This window comes from Tianweitania sp., from assembly GCF_032053605.1.
Classification (GTDB): domain Bacteria; phylum Pseudomonadota; class Alphaproteobacteria; order Rhizobiales; family Rhizobiaceae; genus Tianweitania.
Window position 1 is genome coordinate 25,738 of sequence record NZ_DAMBUH010000024.1, and the last position, 16,489, is coordinate 42,226.

At 60.5% G+C, this 16,489-nt stretch carries 12 protein-coding genes and 1 pseudogene; 8 read left to right on the forward strand and 5 right to left on the reverse strand.

The genetic code is table 11. The features are described 5' to 3' along the window. From RTX98_RS08205 to RTX98_RS08220, 4 genes are all read right to left on the reverse strand, one after another. A complete protein-coding gene (locus RTX98_RS08205; RefSeq protein ID WP_312795878.1) occupies nt 1-1,041 on the reverse strand; it encodes a DNA polymerase III subunit delta' in 1,041 nt (346 codons plus the stop codon). Further along, a complete protein-coding gene (gene tmk / locus RTX98_RS08210) occupies nt 1,034-1,705 on the reverse strand; it encodes a dTMP kinase (protein ID WP_312795880.1) in 672 nt (223 codons plus the stop codon). The genes RTX98_RS08205 and tmk overlap by 8 nt, the downstream gene beginning before the upstream one ends. A gap of 80 nt (nt 1,706-1,785) precedes the next feature. Then, nucleotides 1,786-2,970 carry a D-alanyl-D-alanine carboxypeptidase family protein gene (locus RTX98_RS08215; RefSeq protein ID WP_416223084.1) on the reverse strand — a complete coding sequence of 395 codons (1,185 nt, stop codon included), beginning with the start codon at nt 2,968-2,970 and terminating at the stop codon, nt 1,786-1,788. A gap of 63 nt (nt 2,971-3,033) precedes the next feature. Further along, a complete protein-coding gene (locus RTX98_RS08220; protein WP_312795884.1) occupies nt 3,034-4,155 on the reverse strand; it encodes a septal ring lytic transglycosylase RlpA family protein in 1,122 nt (373 codons plus the stop codon). Nucleotides 4,156-4,451: 296 nt separating this feature from the next. Here RTX98_RS08220 and RTX98_RS08225 point away from each other — a divergent pair, with 296 nt between their 5' ends. Continuing rightward, nucleotides 4,452-5,198 carry a glucose 1-dehydrogenase gene (locus RTX98_RS08225; RefSeq protein WP_312795885.1) on the forward strand — a complete coding sequence of 249 codons (747 nt, stop codon included), beginning with the start codon at nt 4,452-4,454 and terminating at the stop codon, nt 5,196-5,198. A gap of 112 nt (nt 5,199-5,310) precedes the next feature. On the opposite strand, the gene RTX98_RS08230 is transcribed toward RTX98_RS08225, so the two are convergent. Continuing rightward, entirely contained in the window at nt 5,311-5,478 is a 168-nt protein-coding gene (locus RTX98_RS08230; RefSeq protein WP_312795887.1) for a hypothetical protein, read from the reverse strand. Between RTX98_RS08230 and bcsN the strand changes: the two genes are divergently transcribed. The 7 genes and pseudogenes from bcsN to RTX98_RS08260 all read left to right on the forward strand — a co-directional run. Further along, nucleotides 5,447-6,409 (forward strand): cellulose biosynthesis protein BcsN, encoded by a 963-nt coding sequence (gene bcsN / locus RTX98_RS20790; protein ID WP_416223085.1) that lies wholly within the window; start codon nt 5,447-5,449, stop codon nt 6,407-6,409. The genes RTX98_RS08230 and bcsN overlap by 32 nt on opposite strands. 225 nt (nt 6,410-6,634) lie before the next feature. Then, entirely contained in the window at nt 6,635-8,824 is a 2,190-nt protein-coding gene (gene bcsA / locus RTX98_RS08235) for a UDP-forming cellulose synthase catalytic subunit (protein ID WP_312795889.1), read from the forward strand. Between the two features lie 263 nt (nt 8,825-9,087). Further along, entirely contained in the window at nt 9,088-11,277 is a 2,190-nt protein-coding gene (locus RTX98_RS08240; protein WP_312795900.1) for a cellulose biosynthesis cyclic di-GMP-binding regulatory protein BcsB, read from the forward strand. Further along, on the forward strand, nt 11,274-12,338 hold the full coding sequence (locus RTX98_RS08245; RefSeq protein ID WP_312795890.1) for a glycosyl hydrolase family 8: 1,065 nt from the start codon (nt 11,274-11,276) through the stop codon (nt 12,336-12,338). The genes RTX98_RS08240 and RTX98_RS08245 overlap by 4 nt, the downstream gene beginning before the upstream one ends. Beyond that, nucleotides 12,335-14,836, forward strand: a complete 2,502-nt coding sequence (locus tag RTX98_RS08250; RefSeq protein WP_312795891.1) for a cellulose synthase — start codon at nt 12,335-12,337, stop codon at nt 14,834-14,836. The genes RTX98_RS08245 and RTX98_RS08250 overlap by 4 nt, the downstream gene beginning before the upstream one ends. Before the next feature lie 141 nt (nt 14,837-14,977). Further along, a complete protein-coding gene (locus RTX98_RS08255) occupies nt 14,978-16,099 on the forward strand; it encodes an acyltransferase (protein ID WP_312795892.1) in 1,122 nt (373 codons plus the stop codon). A gap of 36 nt (nt 16,100-16,135) precedes the next feature. Then, nucleotides 16,136-16,489 (forward strand): annotated as a pseudogene (locus RTX98_RS08260) (formate dehydrogenase); the annotation flags it as partial.

Genomic DNA, 16,489 nt, shown 5'->3' on the forward strand with positions numbered 1-16,489 from the left:
TTAGGCTGCAAGCTGCTCGCGAAGCGTTTGAAGCATGGACATCACATGCTGCTTCTTGTCGAGGTTGTAGGCTTCCGCTTCCCCGATGCGTCGTGTGGCATCGTTCCAGGCATCGGCGACCCGCGCAGCGGCTGCCGTATGACCGTCGCGCCCGAGCGTCGTTGCCGCTTCCGACAGCCTTTGCAACGCATAGGCATTGAACAGCTGAAACTGCATGCCGGCTTCACGGCCGGTGACAGCATCCGCCAGCTTGTAGGCAGCCGCAACATCATCCAAGCGGCCAGAAATCAGCTGGTCGGTCGCCTGCGCGATCTCGAGCCCGCCATGAAGCGTTAGAAGGATCGCTGCCCTTAGGCTGCCGCCGGCACGTCGTGCGAGTTCAGCACGTTCCTCAGCCGTGTTCGGTAGCGCGGCTGCGAACGAGCCCATCGCTTCGAACAGCTCGTCTGCGCTCAGCGGGTGAAACTTTATGACCTGCGCGCGCGAGCGGATGGTAGGCAGAAGCCGACCGGGCAAATGCGAGATCAGGATGAACAGTACCTTTGAAGGTGGTTCTTCCAAATTCTTCAGCAAGGCATTGGCCGCACTGCGATTCATGTCGTCAGCAGGATCGACGATCACGACGCGATAGCCGCCATCATGCGTTCGCAGAGACAGAAATCGACTGACGCGGCGGATCTCATCTGCTGTGATAACAGTGCGAAATTTCTTCGTCTTGTCGTCGTAAGGGCGGCTAAGATGAAGGACGCCGGGATGCGCGCCGCTGGCGATCTGGCGGTAAAGGGCACCAGCAGGATCGCGGGGATCGAAGCCGCCGGGCATGCCCTCACCCAGCAGCTGAGCTGCGAACTGAAAGGCGAGCGTAGCCTTGCCGATACCCTGCGGACCGGACAGCAGCATGGCGTGGTGGAGCTTGCTCGCAGCATGGGCGGAGCGCAGCATTTCGCGCGCTTCATGATGTCCGACGAGGCGTAAAGTCTCAGATGGCTCCGGAATGTCGTCGAGCGAGTCGTGCGTCAGGGGTGCGAGGCGTTCATACATCGCCGCCGCCCACCTTGTCGGCTTGTGCAAGCTCCGGGAGACGTTCCTTCACGGCCTGCCAGATGCCTTGCGCGGTCCGCTCGACATCGTGCGAGGCATTGACCACAGCGCACCGGTCGGGTTCTGCGCGGGCAATAGCCAGAAAGGCGTCACGACGGGCGCGGTGGATCGCCAGCGTTTCCTTCTCGAAGCGATCGGCCACATCGCTGCCCCGGCGCTGATTGGCGCGCGTGAGGCCAAGGCGCGGATCGATATCCAGGATGAGTGTGAGATCAGGCAGCATGCCGTCAATTGCCAGGGCTTCCAGCCCTTGCATGAAGGCCGGATCGAGGTTGCCGGTGACGCCCTGGTAAACGCGCGACGAATCCATGTAGCGGTCGCAGAGCACGACCTTACCCGCCTGAACCGCCGGACGGATGACCGTATCGACGTGATCGGCACGCGCGGCAGAAAACAGGATCGCCTCGGTCTTCGGCCCGAACGGCTCGGCAGCGCCTGACAAAAGCACATGGCGGACCGCCTCGGCACCGGGTGAGCCGCCGGGTTCACGCGTAACCACGACCTCGCAGCCGGCCGCTTCCAGCCGCTGGGCAAAGCGGCGAATTTGAGTGGACTTGCCTGCCCCCTCGCCGCCTTCAAATGTGATGAAAAACCCGTTTGCCAAAGATGCCGTCCTGGCAGCCAATCCGCCTGCCGGACATCTAAGCTATACGCCGGAGCATATCCAGCCGCGGGTGATTGGATCTAGCGTAGCCATCCAAAGGCAAGCTCATGAGCGGCATCCGCTGCGCGGCTGCTGAGCGAGCCGAGTGCCACATCCTCGGCTGCAGCCAACTGAAAGCTTTTTGCGAGATTGTCGCCGATCCAGACCTGGAGCGAACCGATCGGCTGATCCGAGGCAATGGGTGCGCGCAATGGCCCGTCATAGACGAGGTGCACCTTCACGAGATCCTTGTCGGTTAGCGGCACGAACACCTCGACCGGATCGAGTGCCTTAAGCGGCACCTCCTGCTTCATGCCACCGTAAACACGTGCCGTGCCGATGATGGCGCCGGCATCGAACAGGTGCGCATCTTCGAAGCCGTTCAATCCGTAATCCAGCAGCTTGCGCGCTTCTTGCGCGCGCTCTGCTTCGCTCGTCATGCCGCTCATGGCCGCAAACAAGCGGCGGCCATTCTGCTCAGCCGAACCAAGGATCGCGTATCCGCTGGCTTCCGTATAGCCGGTGCCCAGGCCGTCCGCGCCGATCCCGTAAGAAAGCAGCGGGTTGCGATTGCGCTGGGTGATCTTGTTCCAGGTGAATTCCGGCTGCGCAAAGATGCGGTAGAATTCAGGGTAAGTCTGCCAGATGTGACGACCGAGAAATGCAAGTTCGCTGAGGCTGACCACCTGCCCTTCGGCCGGCAGGCCGGTGGCGTTCTTGAAGACCGACTGCTTGAGCCCGATCGCACGCGCGCGCTGGTTCATCAGCTCGGCGAACTTTTCTTCCGACCCGGCCATGCCTTCGGCGATGATGATGCAGGCGTCGTTGGCGGACTGAACGATCGCGCCCTGGATGAGGTCGTTCAGCGTGATCTTCGACTTAAGTGCGGCGAACATGGTGGAGCCGCGTGACGGAGCGCCGCCTTTGCGCCAGGCGTTTTCGCTGACCGTATAAATGTCGTCGAGCTTGACGCGGCTTGTCTTCAGCGCGTCGAACACGACTTCCATGGTCATGAGTTTGGCAAGGGCCGCCGGTGCGATCAGCGTTTCCGGCTGCTTGGAAAACAGGACCGTGCCAGTTTTCGCTTCCATGAGATAGGCTTGCGGCGCCTTCGTCTCAAACGGCTTTGGACCATCGCCTTGCGCCCATGCCGTCGGCGTAAGCAGTGCGAGTGCCAGGCTCAGAGCAACCAGGCTGCCGCGACGTCTTTGGGTCAACACTGCCATCCTCGTCTGCCCTTCAAGGAGGTTTGTCCTCCTGTGTCCTAGCAGACGGAGGTAAACGACTTGTCAGTCGTGGATCACGAACGCATCAGACGCGCCATTGTCCCAGGCAGCCTGCAACAGGTCGTCGATGGTGGCGCGGCCATCCGGGCGCAGCGTGAGTGCAACGCCAGCGTCAGACGTTTCGAAGCCGATCTTGCCGAAGGAAGACAGGGCTGCCGACTGCTCGAGCGCTTCTGCCTGCGTGGCATAAGTGCCGACCGCGACATACTCGTTCAAGCCATCGAGTGCCTGCTTCCACTGCTGTGCGACGGCAGCGGCAACGGGCGCCTTGCCTTCCAGTGCGGAGAAGGCGGCGGCTGCCTTGGCGGAACGCTGCTCGGCGTAACCAAGCACCGGCATCGTTGTACCGGCAACCTGGAACGCGCTGGGCCGATCCGGCGCCATCGGACCATAATCCGGCAGAACCACGGATGCGACCGATACCGCGCCGAAGGCAGCTAAACCACCATTCGGGTAAGCCACCGTCGAAGCGCTTGAAGAAGAGCTGCTCGGCGTCGCGCCATTCATGGCGACCATAACGCCGGTCGGCATGCCATCGCTTGGATCCAGCGCGCCACGGCCAGGGCGATACGACGCCATGAGGAAGCTGTCGTCCTTGCCGTCGAGCGGGGCGCGACCGACATAATCCACCTTCACAGCGGCCATGCCGGTGTGGGCGTAATCGAGCATCTCCGCAGCCTTCTGCGACAGATCGATCACACGACCCTTCTCGTAGGGGCCACGATCGTTGACGCGCACGATGACGGAGTTGCCGTTCTTCGTATTTGTGACGCGAGCATAGCTCGGCAGCGGCATCGTGGGATGCGCGGCTGTGAGATGCGTCATGTCGTAGATTTCGCCGTTGGCGGTCAAACGACCGTGAAAAGCCGAGCCATACCAAGAGGCTTCGCCAGTCTTGGAGTAGCCTTTTTCTTCCTTGGGATAATACCAGCGACCCTTTACCATGTAGGGCTTGCCGGTCTGATCGCGACCGCCGCCGCGCGGCAGCTTGGTGCGCAAATTGCTGACGCGAGGGCTCGCCTTCACGCCATAAACGGACTCCGCGAAATATTCCTTGGACCGCGTCTTCTTGGAGGAAGACGTCTTCTGCTGGCTTGCGCAGGATGCGACCAGAACGGCCAGCATCGAAACTGCAACTACGCCCGTGATACGTCGAACTCCGTTTACGGAAGCCACTCGCATCCTGTTTGTCCCCACGTACACACTACTCATACCGGCATACACCCGGATCGTGGTTCAGCGGCGCCCGTCCCTGAGCTTTCGCCTTCACTGTTGTTGTGCACAACCAACCCTTAGTACTGCATTAACGAAATGCGGCAGCAACAAGGCAATTGCCTGAGTCGTGGCTGCCGGTTGACAAGAAAGCGCCATGCGCACTTTAAGCCATCAACTACCATCGGCATAGAGCAGGGAGCAACCTCATGCGTCTTCAAGACAAGATTGCCATCGTCACGGGCGGCGGATCGGGCTTCGGCGAAGGCATCGTGCGCAAGTTTGTAGCGGAAGGCGCCAGGGTGCTGATCGCGGATCGCAATCTCGAAGGTGCCACAAGCGTCGCCGAGTCCATCGGCGAGCAGGCGAAAGCCTTCGAAGCTGATGTTGCCTCACAAGGCGGGTTCGAGTCTATCGTCGAAGCTACAAAATCGGCGTTCGGCGGCATCCATATCCTCGTCAACAATGCCGGCGTCGGCCACCTGCCCCAGCCACTCGAGTCCGTTGAAGAGGATGTCTTCGACCGGGTCGCAGCCGTAAACATGAAGGCGATCTACTTCGGCGCCAAGGCCGTGGTGCCGCTGTTCAAGGCGCAAAAATATGGCGCGATCCTGAATGTCGCCTCGACCGGTGGCGTCAGCCCCCGTCCGAACCTGACCTGGTACAATGCATCGAAGGGCTGGGCCATCACCGCCACACGCGGCATGGCGGTCGAGCTTGCGCCCTTCGGCATTCGGGTCAACGCCATCAACCCTGTGGCTGGGGATACACCGCTGCTCAAGACCTTCATGGGCGAAGACACGCCGGACACCCGTGCCAAGTTCCTGTCAACAATCCCAATCGGCCGCTTCTCGACGCCGGAGGACATGGGCAACGCAGCTGCATTCCTGTGCTCGGACGAGGCCAGCATGATCACGGGCGTAGCCATGGAAGTCGACGGCGGCCGCTGCATCTGAGGCTCGCATCCGGCCGATGACGTGTCAGTAGATTTGCGAGCTACAATAAACACTTAAAGCCTGCGCCAAAGCCTGACGCGAAACTTGCGCCGGTCTGGATAGTTTGATCCGGCTACCCTTCATGCTCCTTGCCGAATCTTCTATGAAAATCGGCCATGAAGCGCAGCAACTCGACCACCGCGGGCCGATTAGGGCTGATATTCCTGGCAGCCGGAGCGGTTTTCGCGACGGCCGGCTGCACGCGGACGATGCAGGTTGGAACTTCGTCGAGCGAACGCACCGTCGCAAACAGCTCCGCCTACATCTTGCCGCCTCCGGGTGGACCTGCAGTTGTAGCGGTCACCGAGCGCACTTACACAAACGGTATCCAGCAAGATATTGCGCTCGCGACAAATTCAAGTTTGCCGGTGCAGAACGGGTTTCGCGTTCGTCTTTATGGGCCGATCAAAGCGGTTGCCGAAGGCCAGACGGCCATGCCCGAGCAGTTCCAGCCATTGCGCAACATAGACAGCGAAGTGCGGCGTGTTGTGCCTGGCATGCCCCTCCAGCGCGCGCCCTTCTATGTTCAGAACCGCTATGGCGCCTTCGGCTATGCGGTTGGCCGGAAGGGCCGCGAGACATGTCTGTATGGGTTCCAGAACATTCGCTCGCGCCAGTTCACATGGAACGACCGCGGGTCGATCGATATTCGACTGCGGCTCTGCGAGACAGGCGCCACCGAAGCGCAGCTGTTGGCTGTCATGTATGGTTACACGGCCAATGTGTTCGTGGATGCGGCGGGCTGGAACCCCTATGGTCAGCCAGCAGCGGTTCCTGAGGGCTTGGGCTCGCCTGGTCCCGATGTTTACCCGACTGCAATGGGACAGCTAGAGCCGGTCCTGCCGCCGGCGCCAGCCGCACCTGTTGTTCGGACACCGCGTCGGACACGAACGGTAGCACCTGCCGTAGCGGCCCCAGTCGAGCTCCCGCAACCTGTTGGACCCGCCGTTCCGCCGCCACCCGCTGCGGTTAGAACCAGTTCTGCCGCTGTAACGCCAAGCTCACCAGCTGCTTCGAACACCGCCCCTATACGTTCGGTGTCCACACTCCTGCCGACAGTGCCGGCTGCATCCAGGCCCGCACAGTCCACGCCGCGATCTGCCGTGCCGATCGCGTCGCCATCTGCTTCAAGCGGGTTCGGAGCTGTGCCTCCGCCCCCCGAAAACCGCTAACGCCGCAATGCCGCGCGTTGATCTGGAACACCGGATGCATCGCAGGGCGGCTGCGAATTCTCGTGGTACGGCAAGGATTTATACACGGTCATGGAGGTTTTCGACCGAGGTTAACGAAAGTTCACGACGCATTAACCCTCATGCCTTTGAGGTATTTATGCAGACAAGCACGATCGAGCGGTTCGTTGCCTTGTTCCAAGCACTGCTAAAGGGAAACAAGCGCTGATGCGCAAGCTCGTCATCGTAGCATTCTGGGCCGCCATGTCGGTAGCCGTGATCGCGCTCGTTACGCTGCCGATCAGCTTGCGGACGCAGCTTATCGCCGGCTTGTTCGTGCTGTCCGTGATGATGATCCTGAAGTCGATCAGCGCGGAAGGCATCTGGCGCCTGATCTCGCTGGCTTTCGGTACGGCGATCGTCATGCGCTATGTCTACTGGCGCACCACCAGCACCTTGCCGCCGGTCAACCAGCTCGAAGATTTCATTCCCGGTCTGCTGCTGTATCTCGCGGAAATGTACAGCGTGATGATGCTGGCGATCAGCCTTTTCGTGGTTGCTCTGCCGCTGCCTGCAAAGCCGTCGCGGGCAAAGGAGCAGCGCGAGAAATGGGACGATCTGCCAACCGTGGACGTCTTTATTCCGACCTACAACGAAGACTCCGACCTCTTGGCGAAGACGATCGCCGCGTCCGTCTCGATGGACTATCCGGCCGATAAGTTCAAAGTCTGGCTGCTTGATGACGGCGGCTCGGTGCAGAAGCGCAACTCGGCCAAAATCACCGACGCGCATGCGGCCGAAGCCCGCTATGTCGAGCTCAAGAAGCTGGCGGAAGATCTCGGTGCGACTTATATCACCCGCGAGCGAAACGAGCATGCCAAGGCCGGCAACCTCAACAACGCGCTGGAGCATTCGACCGGCGATCTGATTGCCGTCTTCGATGCCGATCACGCCCCTGCCCGCGACTTCCTTCTGGAAACGGTGGGTTACTTCGCCGAAGAGGACAAGCTGTTCCTCGTTCAAACGCCGCACTTCTTCCTCAATCCCGATCCGCTGGAGCGCAACCTCCAGACCTTCGAGAAAATGCCGTCCGAGAACGAGATGTTCTACGGCATCATTCAACGCGGCCTCGACAAGTGGAACGCATCGTTCTTCTGCGGTTCTGCCGCCGTACTGTCACGCAAGGCGCTCGCTGAAACCGACGGCTTCAGTGGTATTTCGATCACCGAAGACTGCGAGACGGCCCTTGCGCTGCACGGCAAAGGCTGGAAGTCGATCTATATCGACAAGCCGTTGATCGCCGGTCTGCAGCCTGCCACCTTTGCGAGCTTCATCGGGCAGCGCAGCCGCTGGGCTCAAGGCATGATGCAGATCCTGCGTTATCGCTTTCCGCCCTTGAAGCGTGGGCTCTCGCTGCCCCAGCGCCTTTGCTACATGTCGTCGACGCTGTTTTGGCTGTTTCCGTTCCCGCGCGCGATCTTCCTGGTCGCGCCCTTGTTCTACCTGTTCTTTGATCTCGAAATCTTCACCGCCTCGGGCGGCGAGTTCATGGCCTATACGCTGACCTACATGGTCGTGAACCTGATCATGCAGAACTACCTTTATGGCGCCTTCCGCTGGCCCTGGATTTCCGAACTCTACGAGTATGTGCAGACCGTGCATCTCCTGCCGGCCGTCATTTCCGTCATTCTCCATCCGAGCAAGCCGACCTTCAAGGTTACGGCCAAGGATGAGTCCATCTCGACCAGCCGCTTGTCAGAAATCTCGACACCCTTCTTCATCGTCTTCGCCGTTCTTGTTGTGGCGGTCTTCGTCACGATCTACCGCGTTTACACCGAGCCCTTTAAGGCGGACGTGACGCTCGTCGTGGGCGGCTGGAACTTGCTGAACCTGATCATGGCAGGCGCCGCACTCGGCGTAGTGTCGGAACGCGGCGAGCGTCAGATTACCCGCCGCATCAAGGTGAGCCGTCGCTGCGAATTCCAGTTCGGCGACAACTGGCTGCCCGGCACGATCGAGGACGTATCGGTTTATGGCGTGCGCATCGTGCTCTACGGCCACGAGGCATCCGCAGCCAAGGTCAACGATCTCTCCGGCGTTCGCTTCAAGACCTATTTCGACCAGCAGCCGCATATCCTCCCGATGAACATTCGCAATGTGCAAACGCTCGGCGAGACCACGGCGATCGGCTGCCTGTTCGCACCGCAGGAGCCGCTGCACCAGAAGCTCATCTCTGATCTGGTGTTCGCGGATTCCAGCCAGTGGACGCAGTTCCAATTGTCGCGCCGCGGCAACCCGGGCCTGCTGAAAGGCAGCGTTCGCTTCTTCGGCCTGGCCTTGTTCCAGACCTATCGCGGGTTGGTGTATCTGGCGCGCTCAGCTCGTCCGGCCAAGCCTGCTGTAAAGGCCGCCAGATGAAGCGCACGGCCACCATTCTCACGTCACTCTTGGTCACGACTGTGCTGGCTTCCGGCCAGTCGGTTCCGTTCGACATGTCGACGGAGCGGAAGGATGAGCCGCAAGCCCCGACAGCGCCGACTGCACCTGTCGTGCCGACGCAGCCTCCAGTTGCTCCGCCTGCAACGACGCCGACGCCACCAGCAACACCCGCCGCCGTTCCGCTCGCGCATCCACGATCGAGCGCGCCAGCAACGTCGACGACAGCTCTGCCTTCCGCATCCATGGTGTCTTCGCCATCGACGCAGCCCCCCAGCGGCAGCCTTCGGCGCTTCCTTATTCCTAGCGATAAGATGTCGCTCAACGGCGAAATCGCACGTCAGCAATGGACTGTTCAACTCACGGCGGATGAAGCACGCACCGCCACCCAGTTTCACCTCGGCTACCAGAACGCTCTTGTGATTGCGCCAGAGTTGTCGCGACTAAAGGTCGTGATGAACGGGATCACTGTTCTGGACCAGCCGGTTCAATCGTCTGAGGGTGTCAGCGACGTCACCGTCAACCTGCCGCAGGATGTGATGCGGGCGGGCAAGAACCTCATCTCGTTCGAAGTCTCACAGCGCCATCGAACCGACTGCACCATCCAGTCGACCTATGAACTATGGTCTGAGATTGCGCCCGAGCGTACGTTCCTGACTTTTGGGCAGAATGCGTCGCGCCGAATCACGAATTTCGAGGATGTTGCGACGATCGGTGTCGATGAAGAAGGCAGCACGCGTTTCAACATCATCGCGCCCGGCATAGACAGTCCTGCCGCCACAGGGCCTGTCCTTCGATTGTCGCAGGGCCTGGCTGTTTTCGCCAACATGCCGAACCAGCGCATTTCCGTGTCGCGGGAGCCGCAGGCCAATCTGGCGGAAGGCGCACTCAACATCGTGGTCGGCCTGCCTGCCGAGATTTCGAAAGTCCTCCAAACCGTACCGGATGGCGCAACCGTTTCGCCGACGATCACCTTTGTTGACGATCAGCGAACCGGCCCGAGCACGATGGTGGTGACCGGTCCGACCTGGCAGTCGATTGCTTCCTCGGTAGAAAGCGTCATCGCTCCGGCGGATCGGCCTTTGGATAGCACGCGGACAAACCTCTCGACGGAAGCGTGGCACTACCCCGATGCACCGATCTTTTTCGAGGCTGGCCAGCAATCATTCGCTCAGCTTGGGTTGCGAACCGAGGAGTTTGCCGGTCGTCGCTTTCGTACCGACTTTCTGATCGGCATTCCGTCCGATTTCTACGCCAACGACTACGGTCAAGCACGCCTGCTTCTGGACGCCGCTTATTCCGCTGAGGTTCAGCCGGGCAGCCACATCGACGTTTATGTCAACGGCAATATTGCCGCGACCGTGCCGATCACCAACGCCGGCGGCGCCATTTTGCGCAAGCTGCCCGTTCCGGTAACGATGCGCCACTTCCGGCCAGGCACAAACACGATTGCCCTTGAAGCCGTGCTTATGACTGCAAAGGACGCAGTCTGCGCGCCGGGCGCATCGGGTCAAACCGACTCGCGCTTCGTGCTGTTCGATACGTCGGCTTTCGAGATGCCTCGCTTTGCCCGCATGGCCCAATTACCCAACCTCGCGCGCACGGCCGGAACCGGCTTTCCATACAACCGCTCGACTGCGCCGATCCCTGTGATGGTCGACAAGAGTGAGGTCGGCTCGCTTTCGACAGCGGCGACCCTACTGGCCCGAATGTCGCTTGCCGCCGGGCGACCCTTTGCGATCGAGCCGGTCATATCGGTCCAGGCGATCGGCGAACGGGACGCCATGTTCTTCGGTCCGATCGGTCGGTTCGACCCAGAAGTGCTGACGCAGGTTGGTTTGACGGCGGACAGCCGCGTGAGTTGGGGTCAGGAAACCAATCTTCCGACCGACAACCGAAATGCCGGCCAGACCACGGCTACCTTTGACAAGTGGCGGGACCAACTTTCCGGCGCTGGTTGGCGCGGGCAAGTCAGCAGCTTCAGCGAATGGCTGAACAGCAAGTTCGACATTTCGCTCGACACGCTGCGCCTGACGCCGCGCATGGCAGAACCGCTCACCCCGCCAGCAGATGCGTCGCTCGTGGTCGCCCAGCGCCCCGGCCCCGACGAGCGCCACATTTGGACGATGGTGACCGCACCAACGGCTGACGCATTGTGGCAAGGCGCGGATGGTCTCGTTCACACCGATCAGTGGAACAAGGTGGGCGGTGAGATGACGCTCTACAACGCCACCGGCGATATCACCTCGACGCGCGATGTCAGCACCTTCGAGTTTCGCGAAACGCAACCTTTCTCGGTCGCCAATTATCGTCTCATCATAGCCAATTGGCTGTCAGGCAACGTGCTGTCCTACGCCGCTGGTTTGTCTGTCATGTGCATGCTCTTGGGGATCGCCACGGCGACTCTCCTGAAGAACTTAGGAAGGCGCCAATGACCCTCCGTTTGCTCGCGGCTTCCGCCCTCGCCCTGATGATTGGACTTGCCGTGCCTGCCCAGGCCCAAACCCAAACGGCGACCGCCACAGCAGGGACTATCAGCGTCGAGGACTGGACCGCCTACAAGGCGAAGTTCCTCGATCCGAGCGGTCGCATCATCGACACGGCCAATGGCAACATCAGCCATTCGGAAGGCCAAGGCTACGGTCTCATTCTGGCGTTTCTCGCCAACAGCGTTGCGGATTTCGACCAGATTTGGACCTTCACCAAGACCGAGTTGCTGCTTCGCGATGACGGATTGGCGGTCTGGCGCTGGGACCCCAACAAGACGCCTCACGTTACCGATGCCAACAATGCCAGCGACGGCGATATCCTGATCGCCTATGCGCTGTCTCTTGCCGGAGAAACCTGGCAGCGGCCGGATCTGACGAGTGCAGCGCAGTCGATGATCGCTGCGATCGGCAAGCATGTCGTGGTGGGTACGCCAGGAGGAAGCATCACGCTGCTGCCCGGTGTGACCGGCTTCAAAAGCACCGAGCGCGAGGATGGCCCGGTCGTCAATCCTTCCTATTGGGTGTTCGAAGCCATGACGCGCTTTGCAACACGCGACAAGGCGACAGACTGGAAGGCCTTATCGCGGTCTGGCCAGGCCCTGGTGCAAACGGCTCGGTTCGGTGATCGCCAGCTGCCTGCAGAGTGGGTCTCAATCAAACAGAGCCCAGTGCCCGCAGAAGGCTTTCCTGCGGAATTCAGCTACAACGCCATCCGCATTCCGCTTTACATGGTGCGCGCAGGCATCACCGATCGCAACCTTCTGCGGCCGTTCATGGCGGATGCTGGCGGGCCAGGCTTGTCCCTGGTGGAGTTGAAGAGCGGCGCGGTCAGCGCCACGCTGAGTGACCCGGGATACAGGATCATCCCGTCTCTAGTTGCTTGCGTTGTCGACAAGAAGCCCCTGCCGCAGGATCTGCTGCGCTTCACACCGACGGATTATTATCCGTCCACCCTGCAGTTGCTTGCCTTGTCTTATCTGAGGAACATCCCTGGAGGCTGCGCGTGAAAACGGCGATCGTCGCAACTGCGATCCTCACCAGCCTCAGCACTACAGCCTTGCTGCAAGTGCGGGACTCGATGCGAGAATCCCCTCAGATCAGCTTTCCACCGGCGCCTGCACCCCTGGTGGATTTTCGTTCAACCGGTTCAGTCCCACCAGCCGCAGTGCAGAGCGATAAAGACGACCGCCTGGGTCTGACGTCGCCAGGCAAAAGCGACAGGCTCTCCGGCTTGCCGGTCAAGCATGTTCGCTCGACCTCGTTTTTTGCAGCCTATGCCAGCGAGGCGCCGGAAGATCAGTCGATCTTGCTCGCACAGGCTGACACGTCTCCGAATGGCAGTGTACCCGCTCCCGCTGTGCCTGCCCCGGCAGTTGCAGCCAGGCCCGCTATCGATGAGAGTGCGCTGCGCTATTTCGCCCGTCAGGGGGATCAGCGCCGTCTCGATGCGGAAATTGCTCGCCTTCGTGCTTTGTATCCGGACTGGACCCCGCCAGCGGATCCGCTTGCCGTGCCGAATGTTGGCGATCCGCAACTCGATGCTATGTGGCAGCTCTATTCGCAGGGCAAATATGCCGAGATGCGCAAAGCGATCGCCGACCGCCAGACAGCGGATCCCAGCTGGCAGGTGCCGGCGGACATGCTCGAACGTTTAAGCGTTGCCGAAGCGCGCGAACGGCTGATCAACGCATCCGATCTAAAGCAATACGAAACCGTTGTGCGCACTGCGGCTGAAACGCCGAGCCTCTTGACCTGCGCTGAAGTCGACGTGCTTTGGCGACTGGCAGAAGCCTTTGCAAAAACCGAGCGCCCGGAACGCGCACGCGACGCCTACAAATACGTGCTCGATAGCTGCACTGATCCCGCACAGCGTCTGGCAACTGTGGAAAAGGCGATCCCACTTCTGCCCAAGCCTTTGGTGGATCAACTGCTTGCAACGGAACGTACCGGTCCAGACGGTAAGGGCGAGTTCCAGGAAGCTCGCTTGGCTCTATCCCGCCAGACCGTCGCCAATGCGGGCCAGGACCCTAAGCTTGTTGTGCCGCCAGCGGATCTCAATGCCGTGAAGGCCGTTGCCGAACCGGATACCGGCAACGCCTCTGACCCTCGCCTTCTTGGCTGGTATTATATCCGCCGTGACCAGCCGCAGGATGCAGAACTCTGGTTCAGCAAATCGCGTGATCGCGAAGAAAGCGCCGAGGCTTCGCAGGGCTTGGCATTGGCTAAGATCGCCTTGAACAAGCCGGGTGAAGCCGAAGACATTCTCTACAAGTATCGCGACGAGAACGACGACATTCGCAAGGTCTACATGGCGGCCGCCGCCAACTTCCTTGCGAGCGAGCCGCGCGTTGCGATCGATCCTGCCATTCTGGCGCGTATGGCACAGGAAACTGCCGAAACCCGCGATCCCGCAGCGGCCCAGCAGTTCGGCTGGTATGCGCGCGACCTCAACCAGCATCAGACGGCTGCTCAGTGGTTCACGACAGCGCTGCAGTGGAAGCCGGACGACGAGCCATCCGCCTATGGCTTGGTGCTGACGCGCAACCTGCTTGGTGACAAGGCCGGCGTTCGAGAGATCCAGAGGCTGTGGGCTGGGCATTCCACACGCATCGCGAATCTGGGCGAGCCGGTTGAGCAGACACAAGCCAATCGGCGCATCCCTGCGCCAACGGACGCACCTTTGACCGGACCGGCGAGCGCACCGTTGACAGCCTCAACAACGGCCCCTCAAGCAACGATCTCCGCTTATACAGGCCCGGCAACCCAAACAGCGACGGCGACCGGAGCCTATTCCGCTGCGCCACTTCAGGGTCCCACCGGAGCCAATATTGCTATGTCTGACCGCATGGCGCCCGCCGACGTCAACGACGCAAATCGCGGCGCGGCTATACAAGAGGCTTACACCACGACCCGGACCCGAAATGCAGCAGTCGCAAGCGCCGAACCACGGCAAAACGCTGGGTCCCGAAGCGGTGGGCGTGCACCTCAAGGTCGCAATTGTTCCACGACAGACCAATACACCGAGCTGACCGGTCAAGCCGCTCTTGCTCGTGCCTGGTGCCTATCAGAAATGAACCGCCCGCTGGAGGCCGCGGCGACCTTCGAACAGGCGATCCGAACCGGAAACGCCGCCGTTCAGCGTGAAGCCGCTTATGGCCAATCGCTCGCCTATCTAAGCCGTAACATGGTGGACGATGCGGCCTTGTCTGCCAGCAAGGCTGCGCAAGATCCCAAGCGCTCACATCAGCTGGAAGTCGACATCCTCACCCAGCGCGCCCTCGGCTTCTATGAACAGAAGCGTTACAACGAGGCCCTTCTAGCCCTCGACCAACGCTCGCGTATCGCGACAGAGCGGGTCGATCTCATGGCCATCCGCGGTTACGCCTACCTCAACCTCAAGCGCCTTGGCGACGCGGAGCGGGTGTTCAATGCGATGGCGGCTGTCGGAAGCAAAGAAGGCTACAAGGGGCTGGCCACGATCCGTGATGTCAGGCGACTGCCATGATCATGATTGGACATGAGGCTCTGCTTTTTCCCTGAAAGGACGTAGATGCGCAGCGTTTAAGGTCGCGACGGCATTTACCTTCTCTTAAGGTTTTCCCTGCCGCGTGTGTTCGTGACAGCCGATCAAGGCTAGTGCAGTTGCATGAGCACTCCTCCCGGCGCATCACTGCCTAACCACGACGGCCGCCTCGCCGCACTGGACGCGTTGCGCTTTGTTGCCGCTTCAAGCGTGCTTGCCTTCCACTACTTCTTTCGTGGCTCCTCTGCTCCTGGTTTCCTGGATGTCGGCTACCCGGAAGTCGCCGGCATGGCGATGTACGGCTATCTCGGGGTCAACCTGTTTTTCATGATTAGCGGCTTCGTCATTGCCTGGTCTGCGGAAGGACGCGGTGCCGTGACCTTTGCCCTGCTCCGCTTTGCGCGGATTTATCCCGCTTTCGCCGTTTGCATGAGTCTGACGTGCCTTGTGGCATTCACCGCTGCCGACCCTCGCGTTCCCGTTTCAGCCGCACAGTGGCTGGCAAATCTCTTCATCTTCTCCCCGGCAGCTGGGCAGCCTTTCGTTGACGGTGTGTATTGGTCGATCGTCCTGGAGCTGATCTTCTACGGCTGGATGACCCTGGGGATTGCGACCGGCCTCATCAAAAGCCGCTTGCTGATCCTGGTTGCAGGCTGGATGCTCATCTCGGCCATCAACGAGTTCGTGTTGAACAGCAGCGCTCTGCGTGTGCTGCTCATCACGGAATATTCAGGTTGGTTCGCCGTCGGCATTCTCATGCATCGCCTCCGGACAGTGGGATCATCGTTTTACGCATTTGTTTTGTTGTTCGCTGCCATGCTTCTTGCGACCGCCACATCGTTCCGCGGTCAAGAGTGGATGGTGGAGCATTATGGTGTTGCACTGGAAGACACGGAGTTGATCGCGGCCGTCCTTGCTTTGTTTGCCATTTTCATCGCGACGGTGCGCTTCGGCGGTGCTGTGCGCTCCACTCCCTTGCTGCTCGCTATAGGAGGGCTCACTTACCCGCTTTACCTGCTGCACCAGAACATCGGCTACATCACGCTCAATTGTCTTAGCCCTCTTCTGGGTCGCTGGACGGCATCGTTGGTGGTCGTGATCGCCATGGTGGCACTGGCCTACCTTGTGTTTCGCTGGATCGAACTACCCGCACGGCGCTGGCTAGCATGCAAGCTCCGTGCGCGTCCTGTGATCCCGGATGGCAGCAGCGACAATGCGACCGGGAACCAAGCCGTATCCGCCTGATTGTGCCAGTTCCAGCCTTCTTGCCAGGAACAGCACATGCACGACAGCGACCATTATGAACCCTATGAAGGACCAGCTGGCGGATGGGGATCGGTTCAGTCTCTGACCAAGTATGCCCTGGAAGAAGGCCATGTTCTTCAGAACTCAGCCATTCTCGCCAAACAGAACAAGCCTGATGGCTTCGCGTGCGTCAGCTGCGCCTGGGCAAAACCGGCAGATCCGCATCCGGCCGAATTCTGCGAAAACGGAGCAAAAGCAACCTTCTGGGAGCTGACCACCAAGCGAGCCGGACCGGACTTCTTTGCACAGCACACGGCCACGGAACTCCAGACTTGGCCGGATTACGACCTTGAAGCCACCGGTCGGCTTACACACCCGATGCGCTTCAAC

What these genes read in the sequence shown, in the direction of transcription:
- RTX98_RS08220 (WP_312795884.1), bottom strand. Translation starts at nt 4,155, where the DNA reads ATGCTGGCCGTTCTGGTCGCATCCTGCGCAAGCCAGCAGAAGACGTCT.
- RTX98_RS08225 (WP_312795885.1), top strand. Translation starts at nt 4,452, where the DNA reads ATGCGTCTTCAAGACAAGATTGCCATCGTCACGGGCGGCGGATCGGGC.
- RTX98_RS08255 (WP_312795892.1), top strand. Translation starts at nt 14,978, where the DNA reads ATGAGCACTCCTCCCGGCGCATCACTGCCTAACCACGACGGCCGCCTC.
- RTX98_RS08245 (WP_312795890.1), top strand. Translation starts at nt 11,274, where the DNA reads ATGACCCTCCGTTTGCTCGCGGCTTCCGCCCTCGCCCTGATGATTGGA.
- RTX98_RS08240 (WP_312795900.1), top strand. Translation starts at nt 9,088, where the DNA reads ATGGTGTCTTCGCCATCGACGCAGCCCCCCAGCGGCAGCCTTCGGCGC.
- bcsA (WP_312795889.1), top strand. Translation starts at nt 6,635, where the DNA reads ATGCGCAAGCTCGTCATCGTAGCATTCTGGGCCGCCATGTCGGTAGCC.
- RTX98_RS08215 (WP_416223084.1), bottom strand. Translation starts at nt 2,970, where the DNA reads ATGGCAGTGTTGACCCAAAGACGTCGCGGCAGCCTGGTTGCTCTGAGC.
- bcsN (WP_416223085.1), top strand. Translation starts at nt 5,447, where the DNA reads ATGCAGGTTGGAACTTCGTCGAGCGAACGCACCGTCGCAAACAGCTCC.
- RTX98_RS08205 (WP_312795878.1), bottom strand. Translation starts at nt 1,041, where the DNA reads ATGTATGAACGCCTCGCACCCCTGACGCACGACTCGCTCGACGACATT.